The sequence below is a fragment of the Paraplanobispora siamensis genome (assembly GCF_016863175.1).
GTDB classification, from domain to species: Bacteria; Actinomycetota; Actinomycetes; order Streptosporangiales; family Streptosporangiaceae; genus Planobispora; species Planobispora siamensis.
In genome coordinates this window covers 121,628-139,624 of the sequence record NZ_BOOJ01000033.1, presented here as the reverse complement: position 1 = coordinate 139,624, position 17,997 = coordinate 121,628, and the positions used below count along the sequence as shown (strand labels likewise).

The 17,997-nt window shown below is 74.2% G+C and carries 13 protein-coding genes; 4 read left to right on the top strand and 9 right to left on the bottom strand.

The features are described 5' to 3' along the window. Positions 1-33: 33 nt before the first annotated feature. The 5 genes from Psi01_RS20995 to Psi01_RS20975 all read right to left on the bottom strand — a co-directional run bounded on the left by Psi01_RS20995 (position 34) and on the right by Psi01_RS20975 (position 10,139). Positions 34-840 carry a phosphatidate cytidylyltransferase gene (locus Psi01_RS20995; protein ID WP_204065755.1) on the bottom strand — a complete coding sequence of 269 codons (807 nt, stop codon included), beginning with the start codon at positions 838-840 and terminating at the stop codon, positions 34-36. An 11-nt stretch (positions 841-851) separates the two neighbouring features. After that, on the bottom strand, positions 852-2,591 hold the full coding sequence (locus tag Psi01_RS20990) for a histidinol-phosphate aminotransferase family protein (protein ID WP_204065754.1): 1,740 nt from the start codon (positions 2,589-2,591) through the stop codon (positions 852-854). A gap of 329 nt (positions 2,592-2,920) precedes the next feature. Then, positions 2,921-5,677 carry a DUF6493 family protein gene (locus tag Psi01_RS20985; protein ID WP_204065753.1) on the bottom strand — a complete coding sequence of 919 codons (2,757 nt, stop codon included), beginning with the start codon at positions 5,675-5,677 and terminating at the stop codon, positions 2,921-2,923. After that, entirely contained in the window at positions 5,674-8,817 is a 3,144-nt protein-coding gene (locus tag Psi01_RS20980; RefSeq protein WP_204065752.1) for a DUF7824 domain-containing protein, read from the bottom strand. The genes Psi01_RS20985 and Psi01_RS20980 overlap by 4 nt, the downstream gene beginning before the upstream one ends. Continuing rightward, positions 8,814-10,139 (bottom strand): SWIM zinc finger family protein, encoded by a 1,326-nt coding sequence (locus tag Psi01_RS20975; RefSeq protein WP_204065751.1) that lies wholly within the window; start codon positions 10,137-10,139, stop codon positions 8,814-8,816. The genes Psi01_RS20980 and Psi01_RS20975 overlap by 4 nt, the downstream gene beginning before the upstream one ends. Positions 10,140-10,453: 314 nt before the next feature. On the opposite strand from Psi01_RS20975, the gene Psi01_RS20970 reads away from it, so the two are divergent. Both Psi01_RS20970 and Psi01_RS20965 read left to right on the top strand, forming a co-directional pair. Beyond that, a complete protein-coding gene (locus Psi01_RS20970) occupies positions 10,454-10,987 on the top strand; it encodes a PASTA domain-containing protein (protein WP_204065750.1) in 534 nt (177 codons plus the stop codon). A gap of 122 nt (positions 10,988-11,109) precedes the next feature. After that, a complete protein-coding gene (locus Psi01_RS20965) occupies positions 11,110-12,408 on the top strand; it encodes a M20/M25/M40 family metallo-hydrolase (protein WP_204065749.1) in 1,299 nt (432 codons plus the stop codon). Here Psi01_RS20965 and Psi01_RS20960 read toward each other — a convergent pair. The 4 genes from Psi01_RS20960 to Psi01_RS20945 form a co-directional block, all read right to left on the bottom strand. Further along, positions 12,401-12,850, bottom strand: coding sequence for an ATP-binding protein (locus tag Psi01_RS20960; protein WP_204065748.1), 450 nt, complete (start codon positions 12,848-12,850; stop codon positions 12,401-12,403). The genes Psi01_RS20965 and Psi01_RS20960 overlap by 8 nt on opposite strands. Positions 12,851-13,052: 202 nt before the next feature. Further along, complete coding sequence (locus Psi01_RS20955) at positions 13,053-13,859, bottom strand: DUF1206 domain-containing protein (RefSeq protein WP_239127886.1); 807 nt, start codon at positions 13,857-13,859, stop codon at positions 13,053-13,055. A 102-nt stretch (positions 13,860-13,961) separates the two neighbouring features. Next, positions 13,962-14,891, bottom strand: a complete 930-nt coding sequence (locus Psi01_RS20950; protein ID WP_204065746.1) for a Ppx/GppA family phosphatase — start codon at positions 14,889-14,891, stop codon at positions 13,962-13,964. Between the two features lie 86 nt (positions 14,892-14,977). After that, entirely contained in the window at positions 14,978-15,337 is a 360-nt protein-coding gene (locus tag Psi01_RS20945) for a winged helix-turn-helix transcriptional regulator (protein ID WP_204065745.1), read from the bottom strand. 120 nt (positions 15,338-15,457) lie between these two features. Between Psi01_RS20945 and Psi01_RS20940 the strand changes: the two genes are divergently transcribed. Both Psi01_RS20940 and Psi01_RS20935 read left to right on the top strand, forming a co-directional pair. Beyond that, positions 15,458-16,438, top strand: coding sequence for an NADP-dependent oxidoreductase (locus tag Psi01_RS20940; protein ID WP_239127885.1), 981 nt, complete (start codon positions 15,458-15,460; stop codon positions 16,436-16,438). Between the two features lie 166 nt (positions 16,439-16,604). After that, the gene (locus tag Psi01_RS20935; protein ID WP_204065744.1) at positions 16,605-17,954 is read left to right on the top strand and encodes a TolB family protein; all 1,350 of its coding nucleotides are present in this window, start codon (positions 16,605-16,607) and stop codon (positions 17,952-17,954) included. Positions 17,955-17,997 lie beyond the last annotated feature (43 nt).

The window sequence follows — 17,997 nt, the reverse complement described above, 5'->3', positions numbered from 1 at the left end:
GGATCCCGGTGGCGATTCACCGGCCGAGCAGGTTCACCAGCTGAGCAGCAGGGCCAGGGCGAGAGCGAGCAGGAGGGAGTCGAGCCGGTCCAGCAGCCCGCCGGCGCCCGCCAGCCAGGAGGCCGAGTCCTTGACCTCGGCGCCCCGCTTGACCATCGACTCCAGCAGGTCACCCAGCGGGGCGCCGAACGCCACGGCGACCGCCAGGGCGGGGGTGAACGCGCCCAGCAGGGCCAGCACCCCCAGGCCCGCGGCGGTCCCGGCCAGGACACCGCTCCAGTGCTTGGCCGGTGACAGCGGCGAAAGACGCGGCCCGCCCAGCGACCGGCCGCCGAACGAGGCGATGACGTCGGCGACCGACACCGCGGCGAACAGCGCCAGGGCGGCCGGGCCGAGCAGGACCACTCCGATCAACGGGGCGAACCAGACGACGCCGAGCACGCCCAGGCACAACCGGTTCAACCCGCCGGCCGCGTCACCGGACAGCAGCGGGACCAGGGCGACGGCCAGGACGGCGGCGGCGAACAGCCGGGGCAGCTGCGCCGGGGCCAGCCAGGCGGTCACCGGCAGCGCGGCCACGGCGACGCCGAGCACCACCCGGTCCGGTACGGGCAACCGGGTCAGCAGGCCGTACTCGGCGGCGCACACCACGCCCACCGCCGCGGCGAGGGCGGCGGCCCCGCCGGGACCCGCGTACAGGATGGCGACCACCGCGGGTACGGCCACCGCCCAGACACACCACCGCAGGATGTACTCCCGCCGCCGGGACAGCGCGACGGCGACGCCGCCGATCACGAGCGCGGCGGCGATGTAGGGGACCAGATCCCCGACATCGGTCACCCCGCCGCCCGTCACGCCGTGTTCCGCAGATCGCGCCGCAGGTCATGCAGCGCCGCGGCGACGGTCGCGGCGATCCGGGCGTTGGCCGTGGCCTCGCGCACCGCGATCCGTACCGTCCTGCCTTCGAAGACCGGCGACATCGGCGACAGGTCGCGCAGGAACACGCCCTGATCGCGGCACCGGCGGACCAGGCGGGCGGCGCCGGGACCACCGTACGGCAGCGTGAGCAGGACGAAGTTGGCCACCGCTTCCTGCACGTGCACGTCCTCGCCGGCCGCGGCGAGCGCGGCGGCCAGCCCGGTGCGCAGAGTCCCGGTCCGCGCCCAGCGGCCGGCGTAGTATCCGGGGTCGCGCAGGGCGTGAACCGCGGCGATCTGCGCGGGCAGGCTCACCGCCCAGGGCGGACTCCAGCGGCGCAGCTCGGTCGCGAGCCGCTCGGGTGCGGTGAGATAGGCCGCCCGCAGGCCCGACAGCGCGTACATCTTGGACATGGAGGTGCACACGACGGTGTTGTCGGCACTCGCGGCGTACGGTTCCAGGGACTGGCCCGGTCCGGCGTAGCCGACGTAGGCCTCGTCGATCCAGAACCGGGTCCCGCCCGGCGCCGCCGCCAGCACCTCGCGTAAGTCGGCCGGGTCGAGGTGCACCCCGGTGGGGTTGTTGGGATTGACGACGACCACCAGGTCGTAGCGTTCGCGCAGGGTGTCGGCGAGGCGGTCCGGGTCGATCCGCCAGCCCTCCTCGCGCCGGAGTGCGAACCGGTCGGCGCGGGCGCCGATCACCTGCTCGACCACGTGGGCGTACTCGCCGTAGGAGGGGTCGACCAGCAGCACCCGGGAGGAGGCGTCCAGCCAGCCGCGGAACGCGCGGAAGATCAGGTCGGATGAGCCGGCCCCGACGGCGACGGTCTCGGTGGGGAGGCCTCGGCGGACGCCGATCTCCTCGATGAGCCCCTCGGCCCGCGCGGGCGGGGAGGTGCGCGTGATCCAGTCCTGGTGGGCGGCCAGAGCCGCGGCGACGCCGGGGGCGGGCGGGAACCAGGCGTCGAGTACGTCGGCGGGCACGACGTCGCCGTGCGCCTGGAGGGTGTCGAAGCGACGGCCCAGCGCTTCGATCGAGCTGCCGCCGTGCTCGCAGGCGTCCGTGGCGGGCAGGAAGGGCGTATCCAGGCTCCAGCGCACCTCCGGTTCCAGGGCGCGCAGCAGCGGGCCGTACGTCCGCAGCGTCCGCTCGGCGAGGTCGGCCACCTCACCGGTCAGCAACTCGAAGGTCAGCTTCCCCGAACGCACCGGCGCGCCGGTGGAGCTCAGCCCCAGCTCCAGGTACATCGGCAGGAGCTCGCTGCGGCCCAGGGCCACGACGGTACGGCCTCCGTGCGCCATCACCCAGCGCAGCGCCGCGTACATCAGCAGTTTCCCGGTCAGCGCGCCGCGCCGGTCCGGCTCCACGGTCAGGATGCGGATCTCGAACACCCCGTCCCGGTTCAGGACGGGGTGCTCCTCACGCCGGAGGTACTTGTCGATCGAGTAGCGTCCCCGCCACGGGGGCGTCACGCTGATGAACCCGACGGGCCGCCCCCGCCGGGCCGCCACGATGTAGACGTTGCCCTCGTCGAGCTCGTCGCTCAGCCGTCCGGCGTCGTTGACGGCGTGCTGGCCGAGCTCCCGGGCGTACACCTCATGACGGAGCCGGTAGATCCACTCGCGATCGGCCCGCGATCCCGGGCGCAGTTCCAGCTCATCGGCGTCCACGGCCATGGCCTCCCTCAGTGTTCGACGGCCTTTCCGCTTCTCCCCGGACCCGACACCGGAGATGATCGATCGTCGATGGAACCAGCCTGCGCCCATCGTCGCCGATTCGTGGTGAGGCGCGGACGCAAGGATTGTCGGCTCGTCCAATTTGTGGAGTTATACGTAGTGACACGCTGAGCGCCGTGGACGGCGTGCCGGGCAACGACACGCTGAACGGCAGCGCGGGCACCGACAGGTCCTGTCCGCCGCGGGCGACGCCGAAACCGCCTGCGAGCTCAACTAGCCGGCTCAGGACGTTCACGGCATCCGCGGGAGCGGCGGGTCAGTCGTCAGGAGCGGGTGAGGAAGGCGTGCAGGCGGCGGCACTGCCGGGTGAGGCGGTTGGTAGCAGCCCCGACGGCGGCCGCCGCGACCTCGGGGATCTCCCCGCGCGCCCCGGCCCATCCCGCGGTGGCGACGCCCAGCTCGGCCAAGCCCGGCAGCCCGCGGGGCGGTTCCTGCCCGGTGACGGGGAGCAGCCGGGGAAGCATCGCGGCGACCACCCTCCAGACATCCCGGTAGGCACCTTGATGGGCGGCCTGCGCCAGCACCGGGATGATCTCACCGAGAGCGAGCCCGTCCCACCGGACCCTGTACGCGAGCTGCTCGCCCAAGTCGGCGGCGGGCAACCGGCCGCGGGCCGCGAGGGTGAGCAGTTCACTCAGGGCGGCGTCACGGTCGTGGCCGGTGAGCCGGTGCGCGATCAGCAGGGCGAGCGCGGGCCCGTCGGGGCCGTCCGACCAGGCCAGCTCCGCCATGGACCGGAGCTCCGCTCCGGCCCTGTCCCGGCTCGGCAGCAGATACGCCAGCAGGTGCGCGGCGACCACCTCGCGGTGCGAGGGCATGACGGCCGCCCACCAGCCCATGTGCCCACCGTCCCCGGGCTCGCGCCCGGCACCGCCCATCAGGGCGTCGACCAGGTGCAGGCCCGTCGGGACGGCCTCGACCGACACCCTGTCCGTACGGTGCCCGTACAGCTTCGCCGATGCCAGGGCGGACAGGAACTCCGTCCGCCCGTCTGCGGCGCCGTTCCAGCGCACCGTCACCACGGGGTCGGGCAGCGGTCCCTCGGCGAGCCGTCGCGCGGCCCGCCGTCCCGCCCGTGAGGTCAGCCGCTCCGCACGCGTCACGACCTCCGCGTCCACCTGTCGCGGCAGCCGCAGCAGCGCCTGCTGGAAGTCGGCCTCCAGCGGCTCGGTCCCCGCCGCCTCCAGCTCCTCCAGCCGGGCCAGCAGTTCCTCCGCCTCCAGATGCCCGCTGGAGAGGGTGGGGGTGGCCAGCAACAGCGGAGGCAGCCGGTCCGCCACGAGCGCGTCGAAGATCTCCGCGCATCGCAGCAGGAGGACCCGGTGCGGGGCCGAGATCGTCCCCCCGCCGGGAATCCGGCGCGCGGCACGACCCGGTCCTCTGGCCTCCTCGTCCCGGCGCGCGGCGATGACGACCGTCCTCGGGGCGACCTGCGGGGGCCGGCTCCAGAACTGCTCCGCCCCGGGCTCGGCGACCTCCCAGCAGAGGGCACAGATCCAGTCGTCCACCCAGCGCCAGCTGCTCTTACGGAAGATTCGCAGACCGGGCCGGGGCGGGTTCGCCTCAAGGTACGCGCGCAGGCCCCCGGGATCGCGGGCGAGGAGGCGGACGAACCCGGCGAGACAGCGTTCGGCGGCGGCCCAGCCTCCGGAGTCCCGCAGGAGGTCCAGTTCCTCGGCGGTGCCGGGCGGCGGCGGGAGCGGCAGGATCGGCGGCGGGGCGGGAAGCTCCGGAGGGACGGGCTCCTCCTGCGGAGCGCTCCGGCCGGGCGCCACCGGCCACGCCTCGGAGGACCCGGAGGAAGACGACGCCTCGACGGACGCGAGGGACGCGCTTCCGAAGGCGACCGCCAGCCGGGCCGCCGTCAGCCGGGTGGCGGGGTCCGGCGGGAGGGCGGCGACCGCCTCGGTGAGAAGCTCCGCCGCCGGCGGGGTGAAGCGCCCAGCGTGCTTGACCGCGATCCGGGCCGCGTACTCACGGACGTCGGATTCCTCGTGTCCCAGGGCGGTGGCCAGCGCCGGGGCCAGGTCGCCGGCCAGACCGGGCTCGCGACGGACGGCCCGGTCGAGCCAGGTCAGCCCGGCCCGCGCCAGTTTGCGCTCCGGCCGGAACACCGCCGACTCCACGCCCTCGACCAGATCCGCCGGATCGAGCTCCGCGAGGCCGGGGGCCTCCCGGGCGTGACGCAGGGCGAGTTCGGCGACCGGGCCGGGTGCGGCGGGGATCAGCCGCAGGTAGTCGCGGGTGTGGACGGCGGTCTCGGCGGGGAGCGGGCCCAGCGCCCGGTGGAGCCGGACGAAGAACCGCAGGTCCGCGGCCTCTCCCCCGCGCAGGAAACGGCGGACGCACCCGTCCAGCAGCATCTCGCGCGAGACCGTGCCGTCGGCTGCCGCCCTGACGAGGCGGGCCAGCAGCGAGCCATAGCGGTTGCCGTCGTCCCAGCTCAGCGACCTGCCGACGCCCTCGGCCTCGAAGAGCCTGGGCGCCATCACCGCCAGCAGCGGGTCTCCGGCGAGGCCGCCCTCCCGCGGAGCGCCCCGTTCGTTCGCCCAGGCGACGACCAGTGGATCGTGCGGGGGCGGCTCGACCCCCAAGGCGCGCAGGAGGTCCAGGACGAGGGACGCGTCGCGGTCCGGGCGCACCCGTGACGCCAGCCGTACGACCACGTCGGCCTGCCACTCCCGGGGCCGCCGGGCCAGCACCCCGGCCAGCGGGCCCGCCCCACGCACCGAGGTGAACTCGGCCCGCCCCAGCCACGAGGCCGCGGCCGCCGCGCCGCCGATCGTACCCGCCCCGGCCACGAGCATCGCCTCTCCCCGCGCGCCGAGGTCGGCCCAGACCACCTCCCGGGTCGCCCACATCGCGCGCAGATGACCAGGCAGCTCCGCGGCGATCTCCCGGCGCTCCGCAGCGCTGAGCGTGGCGACCCGCTCGGCCACCGCCCCGGTTCTCCCCGAGCCGATTAGCTCCCTGATCTCCGCCCAGGCTCCCTGCACGCCGTACGGCCCCGCCTCGCTCATGGCTTCTCCCCCGCCTCTCCCGTGGACGCGAGCAGGTCGCGCAGGCGGCGGCACTCCTGCAGGAGCCGGTTGTCGCCCCGGCGGGCGGCGACCGCCGTGACCTCGGGGATCTCTCCCCGGGCCCCGGCCCAGCCGGCGAGTCTGCGGGCGAAGGTGAGGAACTCCAGCAGGACCTTGCGGGGCCGCTCGCCGCGGGCGGGGAGGACCGCGGGCAGGATCGCGGCGGTCATCGTCCAGGCGTCGCGGACGGCGCCCTGCCGTACGGTGTCCTCCAGAACCGCCTGCACGTTCTCGATCGTGGCCCAGGATCTGCGCACCCACTGCCCGAGCTCCGCTCCGAGGTGTGCGGCGGGCAGCGCCCCGGTGGCAGCGAGGTGCTGCAGAGCGCGGAGCGGGTGCACCGACACGCCCCCGGCGAGCCGCTCGGCCAGGAGCAGGGCCATCGCCTGCCCGGCCGGGCCCTGCAGCGTGGCGAGATCGGTGAGCCGCCAGTGGAGGGATCCGGTTCCGCGGTAGTACCAGAACCGGATCGGGACCAGGTGCGCGGCGAGCACCTCCCGGTGGGACGGCAGGACGCCCGGCCACCAGTCCTCACACTTGCCGTAGTACCCGTACGCCTCCTCGGCGATCGGGATCGGCGAGGCCAGCAGCTCGGCGAGGAGCGTGTCGAGGGCGCGCCCGAGCGTCCCGGAGCCGTCGGCCGCGGGACCGGCCGGGGTGATGGAGACCACCGCCATCGCCTGCCAGCGCTTGAGCTCTCCATCCGGCTCCCGCTCGTCGAGCCAGTGCCCGGCCGGGCGCTCGCCTCCCGTCCACCACTCCGGCGCCGCGTTCCCCTGCCACCAGCTGCTCTCCTGCCCGGGGGCGCAGAACCACCGGACGGTCACCTCCGGGTCGGGCAGTCCCTCCCCGGCCAGCCACCGGGCCGCTTCGCGTCCGGCGGCGGAGGTCAGCGCGGCGGCCCGGGCCGTCACAGCCGGGTCGATCGTCCGGGGCAGCCGCAGGAGCGCCTGCAGCAGATCCGATGGGAGCGGCTCCGCCCCGGCCTCCTCCAGCTCCGCCAGCCGGGCGACCAGCTCGGCCGGGTCCAGGTGGCCGGTGTCGAGCGTGGGCGTGGCCAGCAGCAGCGGCGGGAGCGTGCCCTCCCGCAGCGCGGTGAGGATCTCCGCGTACCGGTGCAGGATGAACCGGTGCGGCGCGGAAGCCTCCCGCGCTTCGGGGATGTGCTCCGGGGCCGGCCGGGCCGGCGCGGACAGGGACGGGAATCCGGCCGCCTGGCTGATCCCGTTCAGGAATCGCACGGCCCCGTACAGCAAGGCGGACCCCCAGGAATCGTCCGGGGAGCCGGCCTCCCGGGGCTCGTCCGGGAAGGCGGACCCCTCCGGGACGTACCCCACCCCGGGCTGGACGAGCTCTGCCGCGAGCGCGGCGGCCCACTCTTCCGGATACCACCACAGCCGCCTGTCCACGATCGGGGTCCGGTGCGCGGCCAGGGCGTCGCGGAGCCCGGTCCGGTCCCGCGCGGCGTGGCGGACGAATCCGGCGAGGAACAGTTCGGCGGCGGCCCAGTCGTTCTTCCCGTACAGCGCGGCCACCGCCTGCGGCGTCTCCGGCACCGGCGGGAACGCCGCGGCTGAGGGCAGCCTGGGGATCTCTCGAGGTTCGAGGATCTCCTCGGGCTCCGGCTCGGGTGCGGGCTCCTCCTGGAGCTCCCCGCCGAAGACCGCCGCCATCCGGTTGTGCAGGTCGGGCGGGAGCTGCCCGGTCGCCTCCCGCAGCGTCTGGGCGCCGAGCGGGGTGAAGGCGGCGGCGTGCTTGACCGCCAGGCGCACCGCCCGGTCCTGTACGGCGCGCGCCTGGTGTCCCAGGGCCGAGGCCAGCGCCGGGGTCAGGTCGTCGGCCCGCTCCGGATCCGCCTTCAGCCACTCCTCCAGCCAGGCCAGCCCGTCCCGCACCAGGCCGCTCTCGGCCCGGAACAGCAGCCCCTCCAGCGCCTCCGCCACATCGGCCGGATCCAGCGCTTCCGCGCCCCGATCCCGGTCCGGCGCACCCACGACCCCGGCCGCCTCGGCGCCCGGCTCCACAGGGCCCGTGCCCAGGCGGCGCAGGTGCCTGAGCGCCGGCTCCGCCACCGGGCCCGGCGCCACCGGCAGCAGCCGCAGGTAGTCCCGTGCCCGCGCGGCCACCTCGACCTCCGACGGCTCCAGCAGCTCGTGCAGGCGGGCGAAGAAGCGCAGGTCGACGGCGTCCCCGCCGCGCAGGAACCGGCCTGTGCAACCGTCCAGCAGCGTCTCCCGGGAGATCCGGCCCTGCGCGGCCAGAGCCGTCAGCACCCCCAGCCAGGAGTCCGGCGCGGGCGGGTCGGCACGCTCCTCCCGCAGCGCCCGGCCGACCCCCTCCGCCTGGAAGATCCTCGGCACCAGCACGTCGAGCAGCGGGTCCTCCCGCAGCCGGTCGGCGTCCGGGGTCATCGTCACCCAGCCCACCACCAGCGGGTCGTGCTCGGGCGGCGCCGCGCCGAGCTGCCGGAACAGCTCCAGCGCCAGCGGCAGGTGCCGGTCGACCGGGTCGCCGTGCCACTCCACCTGCCCGCGGACGACCCTGACCTTCAGCGCCAGCCGTACCGCCAGGTCGGCCCGCCACTCGGCCGGGCGCGACGCGACGGCCCGCGCCACCGGCCCGGGGGCGTCGGCGGGCGACCGCCAGCGGCCGAAGTCGCGCCGGTTGAGCCAGGAGACCACCGCCGCCACGCCCTCGATCGTGCCCGCGCCGGCGGCGCGCATCGGGTCGATCCAGGAGTCGCGTTCGGCGAAGTACGTGTCGGGGCCCGAGCCGTCCAGCCAGTCGTGGTGCAGGTTGCCCGCCCAGCGGTAGCGGCCCTCCCGGGGAAGCCCGCGCTCGGCGGCATACCGGTCGAACTCCGCCTGCCCCATGTTCATCGCCTCGACACGCTCGACGCGCAGCCGGAGCTGCTTCTCCTCGGCGGCGTGGTGCGCCGCCTCCCGCGCCGCGTCGATGTGGCCGGGCAGCGCCCGGGCGACCTCGCGCCGCTCCGCCTTGCCCAGCTCCGCGACCCGGGTCGCGACCTTGTCCGCGTCGCCCGCGTCGATGAGCGCGCGGACCTCCTCCCACACGCTCACGCCGGGACCTCACGGACTGCGATGCGGGCGGCGAGCACGTGCTTGCAGGGGCCGCGTGAGCCCCGGTGGTCGTACCACCACTCGCAGGTGCACGAGCCCTCCTCCATCCGGACCCGGCGCACGCCGCCGTCCGTGGTGACCTCGGCGGAGTCCGCGCCGGTCAGCCGGACGGCTCCGGCCCCGACGAGCTTGCGGGCGGAGGTGAGGCGGGGGTTGAGCGCCGCGACGTGGGCGCGGTCGTAGGGGAGTTCGCGGTGGAAGTGGGCGGCCTCGGCGAGGTCGTAGCCGACCCGGCCCGCGGTGCCGAGCTGGGTGAGGGCGGCGCGGACACGCTCGACGGACAGGCCGGAGCGCTCGGCGAGCACGCCGAGCTCCAGGGTGGGCTCGAAGTTGAGCAGGACGCCGATCAGGTCGGCGTCGTCGGCGGTCTCCTCGCGGGACAGGTCGTCCAGGACCGCGCCCTCGCCGGAGAAACCGCGCCAGGCCTGCGGGGACAGGGCCAGCGTGTAGCGCATCCCGGGCAGCTCCAGCTCCCAGGCGCTGGAGCCCGAGCCGTCGGCGGGGCCGTACACCCGCAGGGCCTTGGCGAAGCGCAGCAGCCGCGTCATCGTCGCCAGCCGCCCGACCCCGGCCAGGTGGACGCCGCCCGCCCCGGCCCGGTCCGTCACCCGCAGCTCCCGCCAGGCCAGCACCGCCCACACCTCGGCCGAGGCCCGCTTGGGCAGGCCGCGCAGGAACCGTACGGCCTGCGGACCGGGCAGCTCGGCGCGCAGGTCGAAGCCGGAGGCGATCACCTGCACCTCGGCGAAACCGCGCAGCCACCGGCCGGGCAGCGGCACCTTCTTCTCCACGACCGCGCCGTCGGCGGTGGTCACGGTCAGCTCGTCGGGGCCGACGCCCACGTGCAGCGGGTCCCGGCCGCCTACCCTGGCCAGCGCCTCGCGCAGCGGGTTGTTGACGTCCACGTTGGTGGTGCCCCGGTCGAACACCTCGCCGTCGAGGGCGGGGCCGAGCACGTCGAGGCGGGCGTACACGCCGCCGCAGGCGGAGAAGGACTCGAAGCGGAGCCGGTCGCCGCCGCAGGTCACCACGGGGTCGCGGGTGAAGCCGGGCTGCGGCTTGTGGTAGCGGGCCAGCGCCACGTCGGCCACCGCGAGCAGCCCCGCCGCGGCGGGCGCGGCCTGGGTGAGCAGCCCGCTGAAGAAGCGGGGATGGTCGAGGAAACCCGTGGCCGTCCTGCCGCCGGAGGTCGACAGTCCCAGGTGGCCCTCCGCGAGGGTGGAGGGTCCGGCGTAGGAGTACGCCTGTACCGCGTTCGTCATGCCGCGGACAGTAGAGCCGTTCACCGACAAAACCGAATCCGAGCCCGCCGCCGGAACAGCCGTGACGGAACCGATACGGCTCCGGGGCCCGACGTCCGCGCGGGACGCGCGTAAGGTCACGAATGGCGGCATCCCAACAGAGAGTGGGGCATCCGGCATTGACCCGTCCTCAGCCCGGTCACCTGCGCAATCGGTCCTTCCCTCATCCTCCGCCCCCTCCGCCCCACCCCTCACACTCGCCCCACCCCTCACACCCGCCGCACCCCTCACGTCCGGCGCCTCCGCTCCCCCCGGCGTACGCGCCGTTGCCCCCGGTGCCGCACTCCCTGCCGCCCGGCCCCACCGACGCCGACGCCTCCACCGGGCACCTCCCGAAGGCGGGCCCGGTGGCCGTGATCGCCTGGCTGGCCGCCGCGGGCAGCGCCGTGGCGGCGCTGATCCTCCTGCTGTCCGGCGGATCCTCCGAGTCCGATCCGACCTCCCCCGGCCCGCCGTCGATCTTCACCCTGCCGTCCGGCGACGCCGATCCCTCTCCCGGGACCTCCGCCACCGCCACGCCCGGCGCCACCGCCCCGGACAAGCCCGAGTGGGTACCCGGCACCACGGCCCCGCCCTCCGGCGTCAACGGGCAGGTCCAGATCCCCGACCTGCGGGGCTCCGACGGGCAGGCCGCCAGGAGCCGGCTCCAGTCACTGGGGTTCTCCAGCATCGTCATGACGTCGATCCTCGGCGGCGAGGTGACCGACCCGGCCCGGTGGCGGGTGGTGGATCAGTCGCCCGGTCCGGGTATGACCGCCGGGAGCGGGCAGCAGATCACGCTGCGGCTGATCGAGGTCCCCGACTTCTGAGGAGGGGTGGGACGCCGCCGCCCGCCGCGGGTACGGCACAACAGGCACAGGGCAGCAGGCACAGGGCAGCAGGCACGGAGCAACAGGCACAGGGCACCGATCGTTTCCAGGAGTTTCCCCCCATGAGTGAGGTCGCGCAGATCTGCTCGGACCTGATCAGGTTCGACACCACCAACCCCGGAGCCGGTGAGCGGCCCGCGGCCGAGTACGTCGCCGGGCTGCTGTCCGAGGCGGGCGTCGAGCCGGTCGTCTTCGAGTCGGCCCCGCACCGCACGAACGTGGTCGTCAGGATCCCGGGCGACTCGCCCGAGGCCCTGCTGATCCACGGCCATCTCGACGTGGTCCCCGCCGAGCCCGCCGACTGGCGCATCCACCCGTTCTCGGGCGAGGTCGTCGACGGCTGCGTGTGGGGCCGGGGCGCGGTGGACATGAAGGGCACTCTGTCCATGACGCTGGCCCTGGTGCGCGACTGGGCCCGGCGCGGCGTGCGGCCGGGACGCGACCTGGTGCTGGCCTTCCTCGCCGACGAGGAGGCCACCGGGGAGTACGGCTCGCGCTACGCGGCCACCCGGCACCGCGAGCTGTTCGACGGCTGCACCGAGGCGATCAGCGAGTCGGGCGGCTACAGCGTCCAGGCGCCGGACGCCCGGGTCTATCCCGTCGCGGTGGGCGAGCGGGGCACCGCCTGGATGCGCCTGACCGCCCGCGGGGTCGCCGGTCACGGCTCCCGCCCGCCGGTGCGCAACGCGGTCGCCGAGCTGTGCCACGCCGTGTCCCGGATCGCCTCCCACCGCTGGCCGGTACGGCTGACGCCCGCCGTCTCCGCGCTGATCGACTCGCTGGAGGAGATCCTGGGCGAGCGGATCGACCGGGACCGCCTGGAGGAGGAGGCCGAGCGGCTCGGCCGGGTCGGCGCCCTGTTCAGGGCGCAGATCCGCAACTCGGCCAACCCGACGATGCTCCAGGCCGGGTACAAGGTCAACGTGATCCCCGGCTCCGCCGTCGCCCACGTGGACGGCCGGTTCCTGCCGGGGCTGCGCGAGGAGTTCCTGGAGACGATCGACCGGCTCCTCGGCCCGGGTGTGACACGCGAGTTCGTCAACCTGGAGGACGGCCCCTCCGCGCCGATGGAGGCGCCGTTCTTCGAGCGGATGTGCTCGGCGCTGCGGGCCGAGGACCCGGCCGCGCGGCCGGTTCCGTACGTGATGTCGGGCGGCACCGACGCCAAGGCCTTCGCCCGCATCGGCATCGCGGGGTACGGCTTCGCGCCGCTGCTGCTCGACCCCGGCCTGGACTATCTCGGGATGTTCCACGGCGTCGACGAGCGGGTGCCGGTGACGGGCCTGGAGTTCGGCGTGCGGGTGCTGGACCGGCTGCTCTCCTCACCGGGGTCACCTGACGCCTCCCCCGGGCTCACCTGACGCCGGCGCCGGCGAGCCGGCCCATCGGCACCGCCACCGGCTGCGGCAGCAGCTCGAACCAGACCTCGCTGGTCCCCGCCTCCCTGACGACGCCCCACCGGTGGGCCAGCGCGTCCAGCAGGGGAAGGCCGCGGCCCCCGGTGGACTCGGCCGCGGCGCGGGCCAGGAGGGGCGGCTGCGCGGAGCCCTCGTCCCGCACGCTCACCCGTACGCCCCAGGGCGAGCAGGACACCGCGAGGACGAACACCCCGCCGTCGCCCGACCGCGAGTGGAGCACCGCGTTCGTGGCGACCTCGCTGGTGAGAAGGACGCAGTCGTCGTGAAAGGGGTGGTCGCGCCCCAGAGTCGCCGAGACCAGGCGGCGTGCCTGCACCACCTGGTCGGGGGAGCCCTCCAGGCGAAGAGCCCATTCGGTACTGTCGTACTCCGGTGAGTCGTTCATACGGCCCTCCCGATGCTGTCGGCGCCTTTGGAAAGACGCGGCTCTCGGGAGGTGCGATGTCTCGGAAAAGTACGAATTGGATCACTCACCGGACAGGCAGGTGGGACTTGCCCGGCGCGCCCGCGCCTGCGTGTCCACACCTGCCGTCACGTGCGGTTTCCTCTGTCACACCCGGTCCGCCACACCGGGCGCCGACAGTCTGTCAGATCCGGTGCCAGCGGGCCTCGAAGAAGCAGTAGACCGCGAAGAGCAGCAGGCCGATCGCGACGATCCCCAGCAGCCACGGACCCGCGGGGGTCTCGGCCAGCGAGCGGAGCGTCGAGTCGATGCCCTTGGCCTGGTCCGGGTCGTAGGAGATCGCCGCCTGGATGACGAAGACCCCCGCCACCAGGGCGATCACCCCGCGGGCCAGGTAACCGGCGAGCCCGAGCTTCTCGGCGAGCTGACGCGCCTTGGCGGGCATCTCACCGGTGCGCAGGTCCTTCAGGAACTTGCGCTTCCAGCCCTTGTGCACCCAGTACGCGCCCAGCGCGACCAGGCCCAGTCCGACCAGGCCAACGAGGAGCTGCCCGGCGGGCAGGTCCATCAGCTTGGCCGTCAGGTCCTTGGAGTGCTCATCGGTCGAGCCTCCGGTGTCACCGCGGAGCAGCAGGCTCAGCAGCGTGGCCACGATCAGCGCGTAGACCGCCGTGCGCCCCGCCGACTCCACTCTGTCCTTGGTCTGGCCGCGTCCGATGACCGCCTCGGAGAGCTGCCAGAGGGTCAGGGCCGTGAAGCCCACGACCATCAGCCAGAGCAGCACCGTGCCGAAGGGCTGCTCCCGGACCATTTCGATCGCGCCGGTCTTGTCGGCCTCCTTGCCGCCGCTGCCGCCGAAGAAGGCGATCTGCAGGGCCAGGAATCCGATCAGTCCGTACAGGACGCCGCGGCAGATCATGCCCAGACGGGCCAGTCTGTCCAGCGTCCGGCTGTTCGCCGCCCGGTGGGCGGCCCCTTCCATCTGAGCCATGTTCATGGTAACGCGCTCTTACCAGTTCAAAGAACGGTAAACGCGGCCCAGGTGGGAGGGGGTGCGCGTACGGCCGCGGCGCGACGGGCGGGAGGGGCGCCGTCAGCCGGGGAGCGAGTCGAGGTGGCGCAGGATGATCCCCTCGCGCAGCGCCCAGGGGCACACCTCCAGCTCCTCGATGCCGAACAGGTCCATCGTGGCGTCGGCGACGATCGCCCCGGCGGGCAGCTGCCGGACCCGTCCCTCGGAGACGCCGGGCAGCTCCACCCGCTGCCTGGCGTCCATCTCGGCCAGCCGTCCGGCCCACTCGGTGAGGTCGGTGTGCCTGAGCGTCCGGCGGACGCCGCTCCCCTCGCTCGACGGCGCGGCCCCGGCGATCCTGGCCAGCTGCTTGAACGTCTTCGAGGTCGCCACGGCGTGGTCGGCCTGGCCGTACCGGGAGACGTTGCCCACCGAGCGCGCGATCTCCGCCCGCACGTGCTTGCGCAGCGCCCGCACCTCCTCGGCGGGCGGCGGGTCGGCGGTGAACCAGCCGCGGGTCAGCCGGCCGGCGCCCAGCGGGAGCGAGACCGCCACATCGGGCTGCTCGTCGATGCCCGAGGCGATCTCCAGGGAGCCGCCGCCGATGTCGAGCACCAGCAGCCGCCCGGACGACCAGCCGAACCACCGCCGCACGGCCAGGAACGTCAGCGTCGCCTCGTCCTGCCCGGACAGCACCTGGATGTCCACCCGGGTGTCGGCCTTGATGCGGGCGAGCACCTCCTCGCCGTTGACGGCCTCCCGCACCGCCGAGGTGGCGAAGGCCATGAGGTCCTCGATCCCCTTGTCCTCGGCGATCCGCAGGGCCTCCTCGACGCATTCCCGCAACCGTCCGGCCCCGTGCGCCGACAGCCGGTCGCCGTCCTCCATGTGCTCGGCCAGCCGCAGCTCCACCTTGTGGGAGTAGGCGGGCAGCGGCCTGCCTCCCCGATGAGCGTCCATGACCAGCAGGTGCACCGTGTTGGAACCGATATCGAGAACGCCCAGTCGCATGTGTCGAAGTTACTACTGTCCGCCACCCTGTCTGTCCGCAACCGCCCGTTCAGACACACATGTACCGCGGCACCGCTCAGCCCGGGTCACCCCAGAAGCTCGTCCAGGTGCCGCTCCACCCACGACCGCAGCGCGCGCAGCGGCTCGGCGACCCCGACGCCCAGCTCCGTCAGGGCGTACTCCACGTGCAGGGGGACGGCGGGATAGACCGTGCGGTCCACGAACCCGGCCTCCTCCAGCCGGCGCAGCGTCTGGGTGAGCACCTTGGGGCTGACGCCCTCCAGGCGGCGTTGCAGCGCCCCGAAGCGCTGCGGCCCGTCCTCCAGGGCGCCGATCGCCAGCGCGGTCCACTTGTTGGCCAGCATGTCGAGCACGCCTCGGCAGGGGCACTGCTCGGCGTAGACGTCGTGCTTGTCGTGCCGGCCGGTGAGACAGGTGGTGGACATGACGACTCCCCCTCCGGAGCTCAATGCTTTCCAAAAGAAAGTAGGCGCCCTTGATGGTTACTAGGCCCCTGACGATAGCGTCCCTGCCGTCGCCATCACCAATCGGCAAGGAGACGACTGATGACACTCATGCGCGCGATCAGCCAGGACGCCTTCGGCGGTCCGGAGGTTCTGCGTTCCGTACGGCTGCCGCGGCCCGAACCGCTTCCCACGGAGGTCCTGGTCCGCGTCGTGTCGGCCGGGATCAACCCGGTCGACGTCAAGACCCGCGAGGGCGGCGGGATGGCCGGGGTGCTGGGTGAGCCCCCGTTCGTCCTGGGCTGGGACGTCTCGGGAGTGGTGGAGGAGATCGGTTTCGGCGTGCACACCCTGCGTCCGGGGGACGAGGTGTACGGCATGCCGTGGTTCCCCCGTCAGGCCGGGGGCTTCGCCGAGTATGTGACCGCCCCATCCCGGCAGTTCGCCCTCAAGCCGCGTTCCGTCGGCCACGACGAGGCGGCCGCCGTACCGCTGGCCGCGCTGACCGCCTGGCAGGCGCTGGTGGACGCCGCGGACGTGCGGCCCGGGCAGCGGGTGCTCGTGCACGCCGCGGCCGGAGGGGTCGGGCACTTCGCGGTCCAGATCGCCAAGCACCTCGGCGCGCACGTGATCGGCACCGCCCGGGAGGGCAAGCACGAGTGGCTGCGCGGCCTGGGCGCCGACGAGCTGATCGACTACACCGCCGGCCCCTTCGAGAAGGAGGTGGGCGACGTGGACGTGGTCATCGACCTGGTCGGCGACGGGCACGACTCCACCAGCACCCGTTCCCTGGACGTCCTCGTCCCCGGCGGCCTGCTGCTGGCCATCCCCTCCGGCGTCTCCCCCGACCTGCTGCGGCAGGCCGAGCAGCGCGGCCTGCGGGCGGGCGCGTTCCTGGTCGAGCCGGACGGCCCGGCGCTGGCCCGCATCGCCGGCCTGATCGACGACGGCCACGTCAAGGTCGAGGTCGAGGAGGTGCTCCCGCTGGAGCGGGCGGCCGAGGCGCACGAGCGCCTGGCGACCGGCCGCACCCGGGGCAAGCTGGTGCTCCGCGTCGGCGAGCAGGGCACGGCCGCGGGCTGACGGCGGCGTTCCCGCACGCCTGCCGGACACCCGGCCGGCGGCCCCGCGCCGGACCTGCGGCAGCGCCGCGACAGTCCGTCGACAGCGCCGTGACAGCGGGCCCCCGCATCGTGAGGAATCCCGGTCTGAGAGCCAGGCCGGGATCTTCACATCCAAGGGGAACGACATGAACGCGCGTTTCAGGAACGGCCGGTCGGGCCGGCGCCTCCTCGGCGCCGCCGCGGCCGGGCTCGTGACCGCCCAGCTGGTGATCGGCGCCGCCTGGGCCGGCTCGGCCTCGGCCGCCGCGCCCACGACGGAGCGGATCAGCGTCAACAGCGCCGGGCAGCCGGGCGACTCCGTCAGCGACCTGCCCTCGGTCAGCACCGACGGCCGCTTCGTCGCCTTCGACTCCATCAGTGACAACCTCGGCTCCACCGCCGGACGGCAGGTGTACCTGCGCGACCGCACGGCCGGCACGACCACCCTCGTCAGCGTCCGCACCGGCGGGACGCAGGCCGGCCCGAACAGCTCCAACCCGGCGGTCTCCGGCGACGGGCGCTTCGTCGCCTTCCAGTCCTTCGCCTCCGACCTGGTGAGCGGCGACACCAACAACGCCCCGGACGTCTTCGTCCACGACACCGCGACCCGCACCACCAAGCGGGTGAGCGTGGCCACCAACGGCACCCAGGGCAACGGGATCAGCGTCAACCCGGCGATCAGCCCCGACGGCCGCTTCGTCGTCTTCGAGTCGGAGGCCTCGTCCCTGGTCAACGGGGACACCAACGGCGTGCGGGACGTGTTCCTGCACGACCGCGACCTCGGGCTGACCACGCGGGTCAGCCTCGCCGACAACGGCGCCCAGGCCGACGGCGCCAGCACCAACCCCTCGGTCACCCGGGCCGGGACCGCGGTCAGGATCGCCTTCCAGTCGGCCGCGTCCAACCTGGTCCCCGGGGACACCGCGGGAGCCACGGACGTCTTCGTCCGCACGTTGTCCGGCGGCACCGTCCGCGCGAGCGTCTCCTCCTCCGGCGCCCAGGGCGACAACTTCAGCATCAACCCGGTGATCAGCGCCGACGGCCGCTTCGTCGCCTTCGAGTCCCGCGCCGCCAACCTCGAGGGCGGGGACACCAACGGCAGGGACGACGTCTTCCGCCACGACCTGACCAGGCGCACCACGGTCAACGTGGTCAGCGGCCTGTCCAACGTCCCCGGCAACGGCAGCAGCCGCGGCCCGTCCATCAGCGCCGACGGCCGCTTCGTCGCCTTCCGCAGCAACGCCACCAACCTGGTGTTCGGCGGTGACGCCAACGGCGGGACCCAGGACGTCTTCGTCGCCGACCTCAGCCAGGCCGAGGGCTTCCAGAACACCCTGGCCAGTGTCACCTCCACCGGGGCCGCCGCGGACGACCTCAGCGACGAGGCCGCCCTCAGCGCCGACGGCCGGACGGTCGCCTTCGCCTCCGAGGCCGGCAACCTGGTGCCGGGCGACGGCAACCTGGTCAACGACGTCTTCCTGCGCGTCCTGCGGTGATCCCACCGGCGCCGCGGCCGTCGCCTCCCGCGGCCGCCCCGCC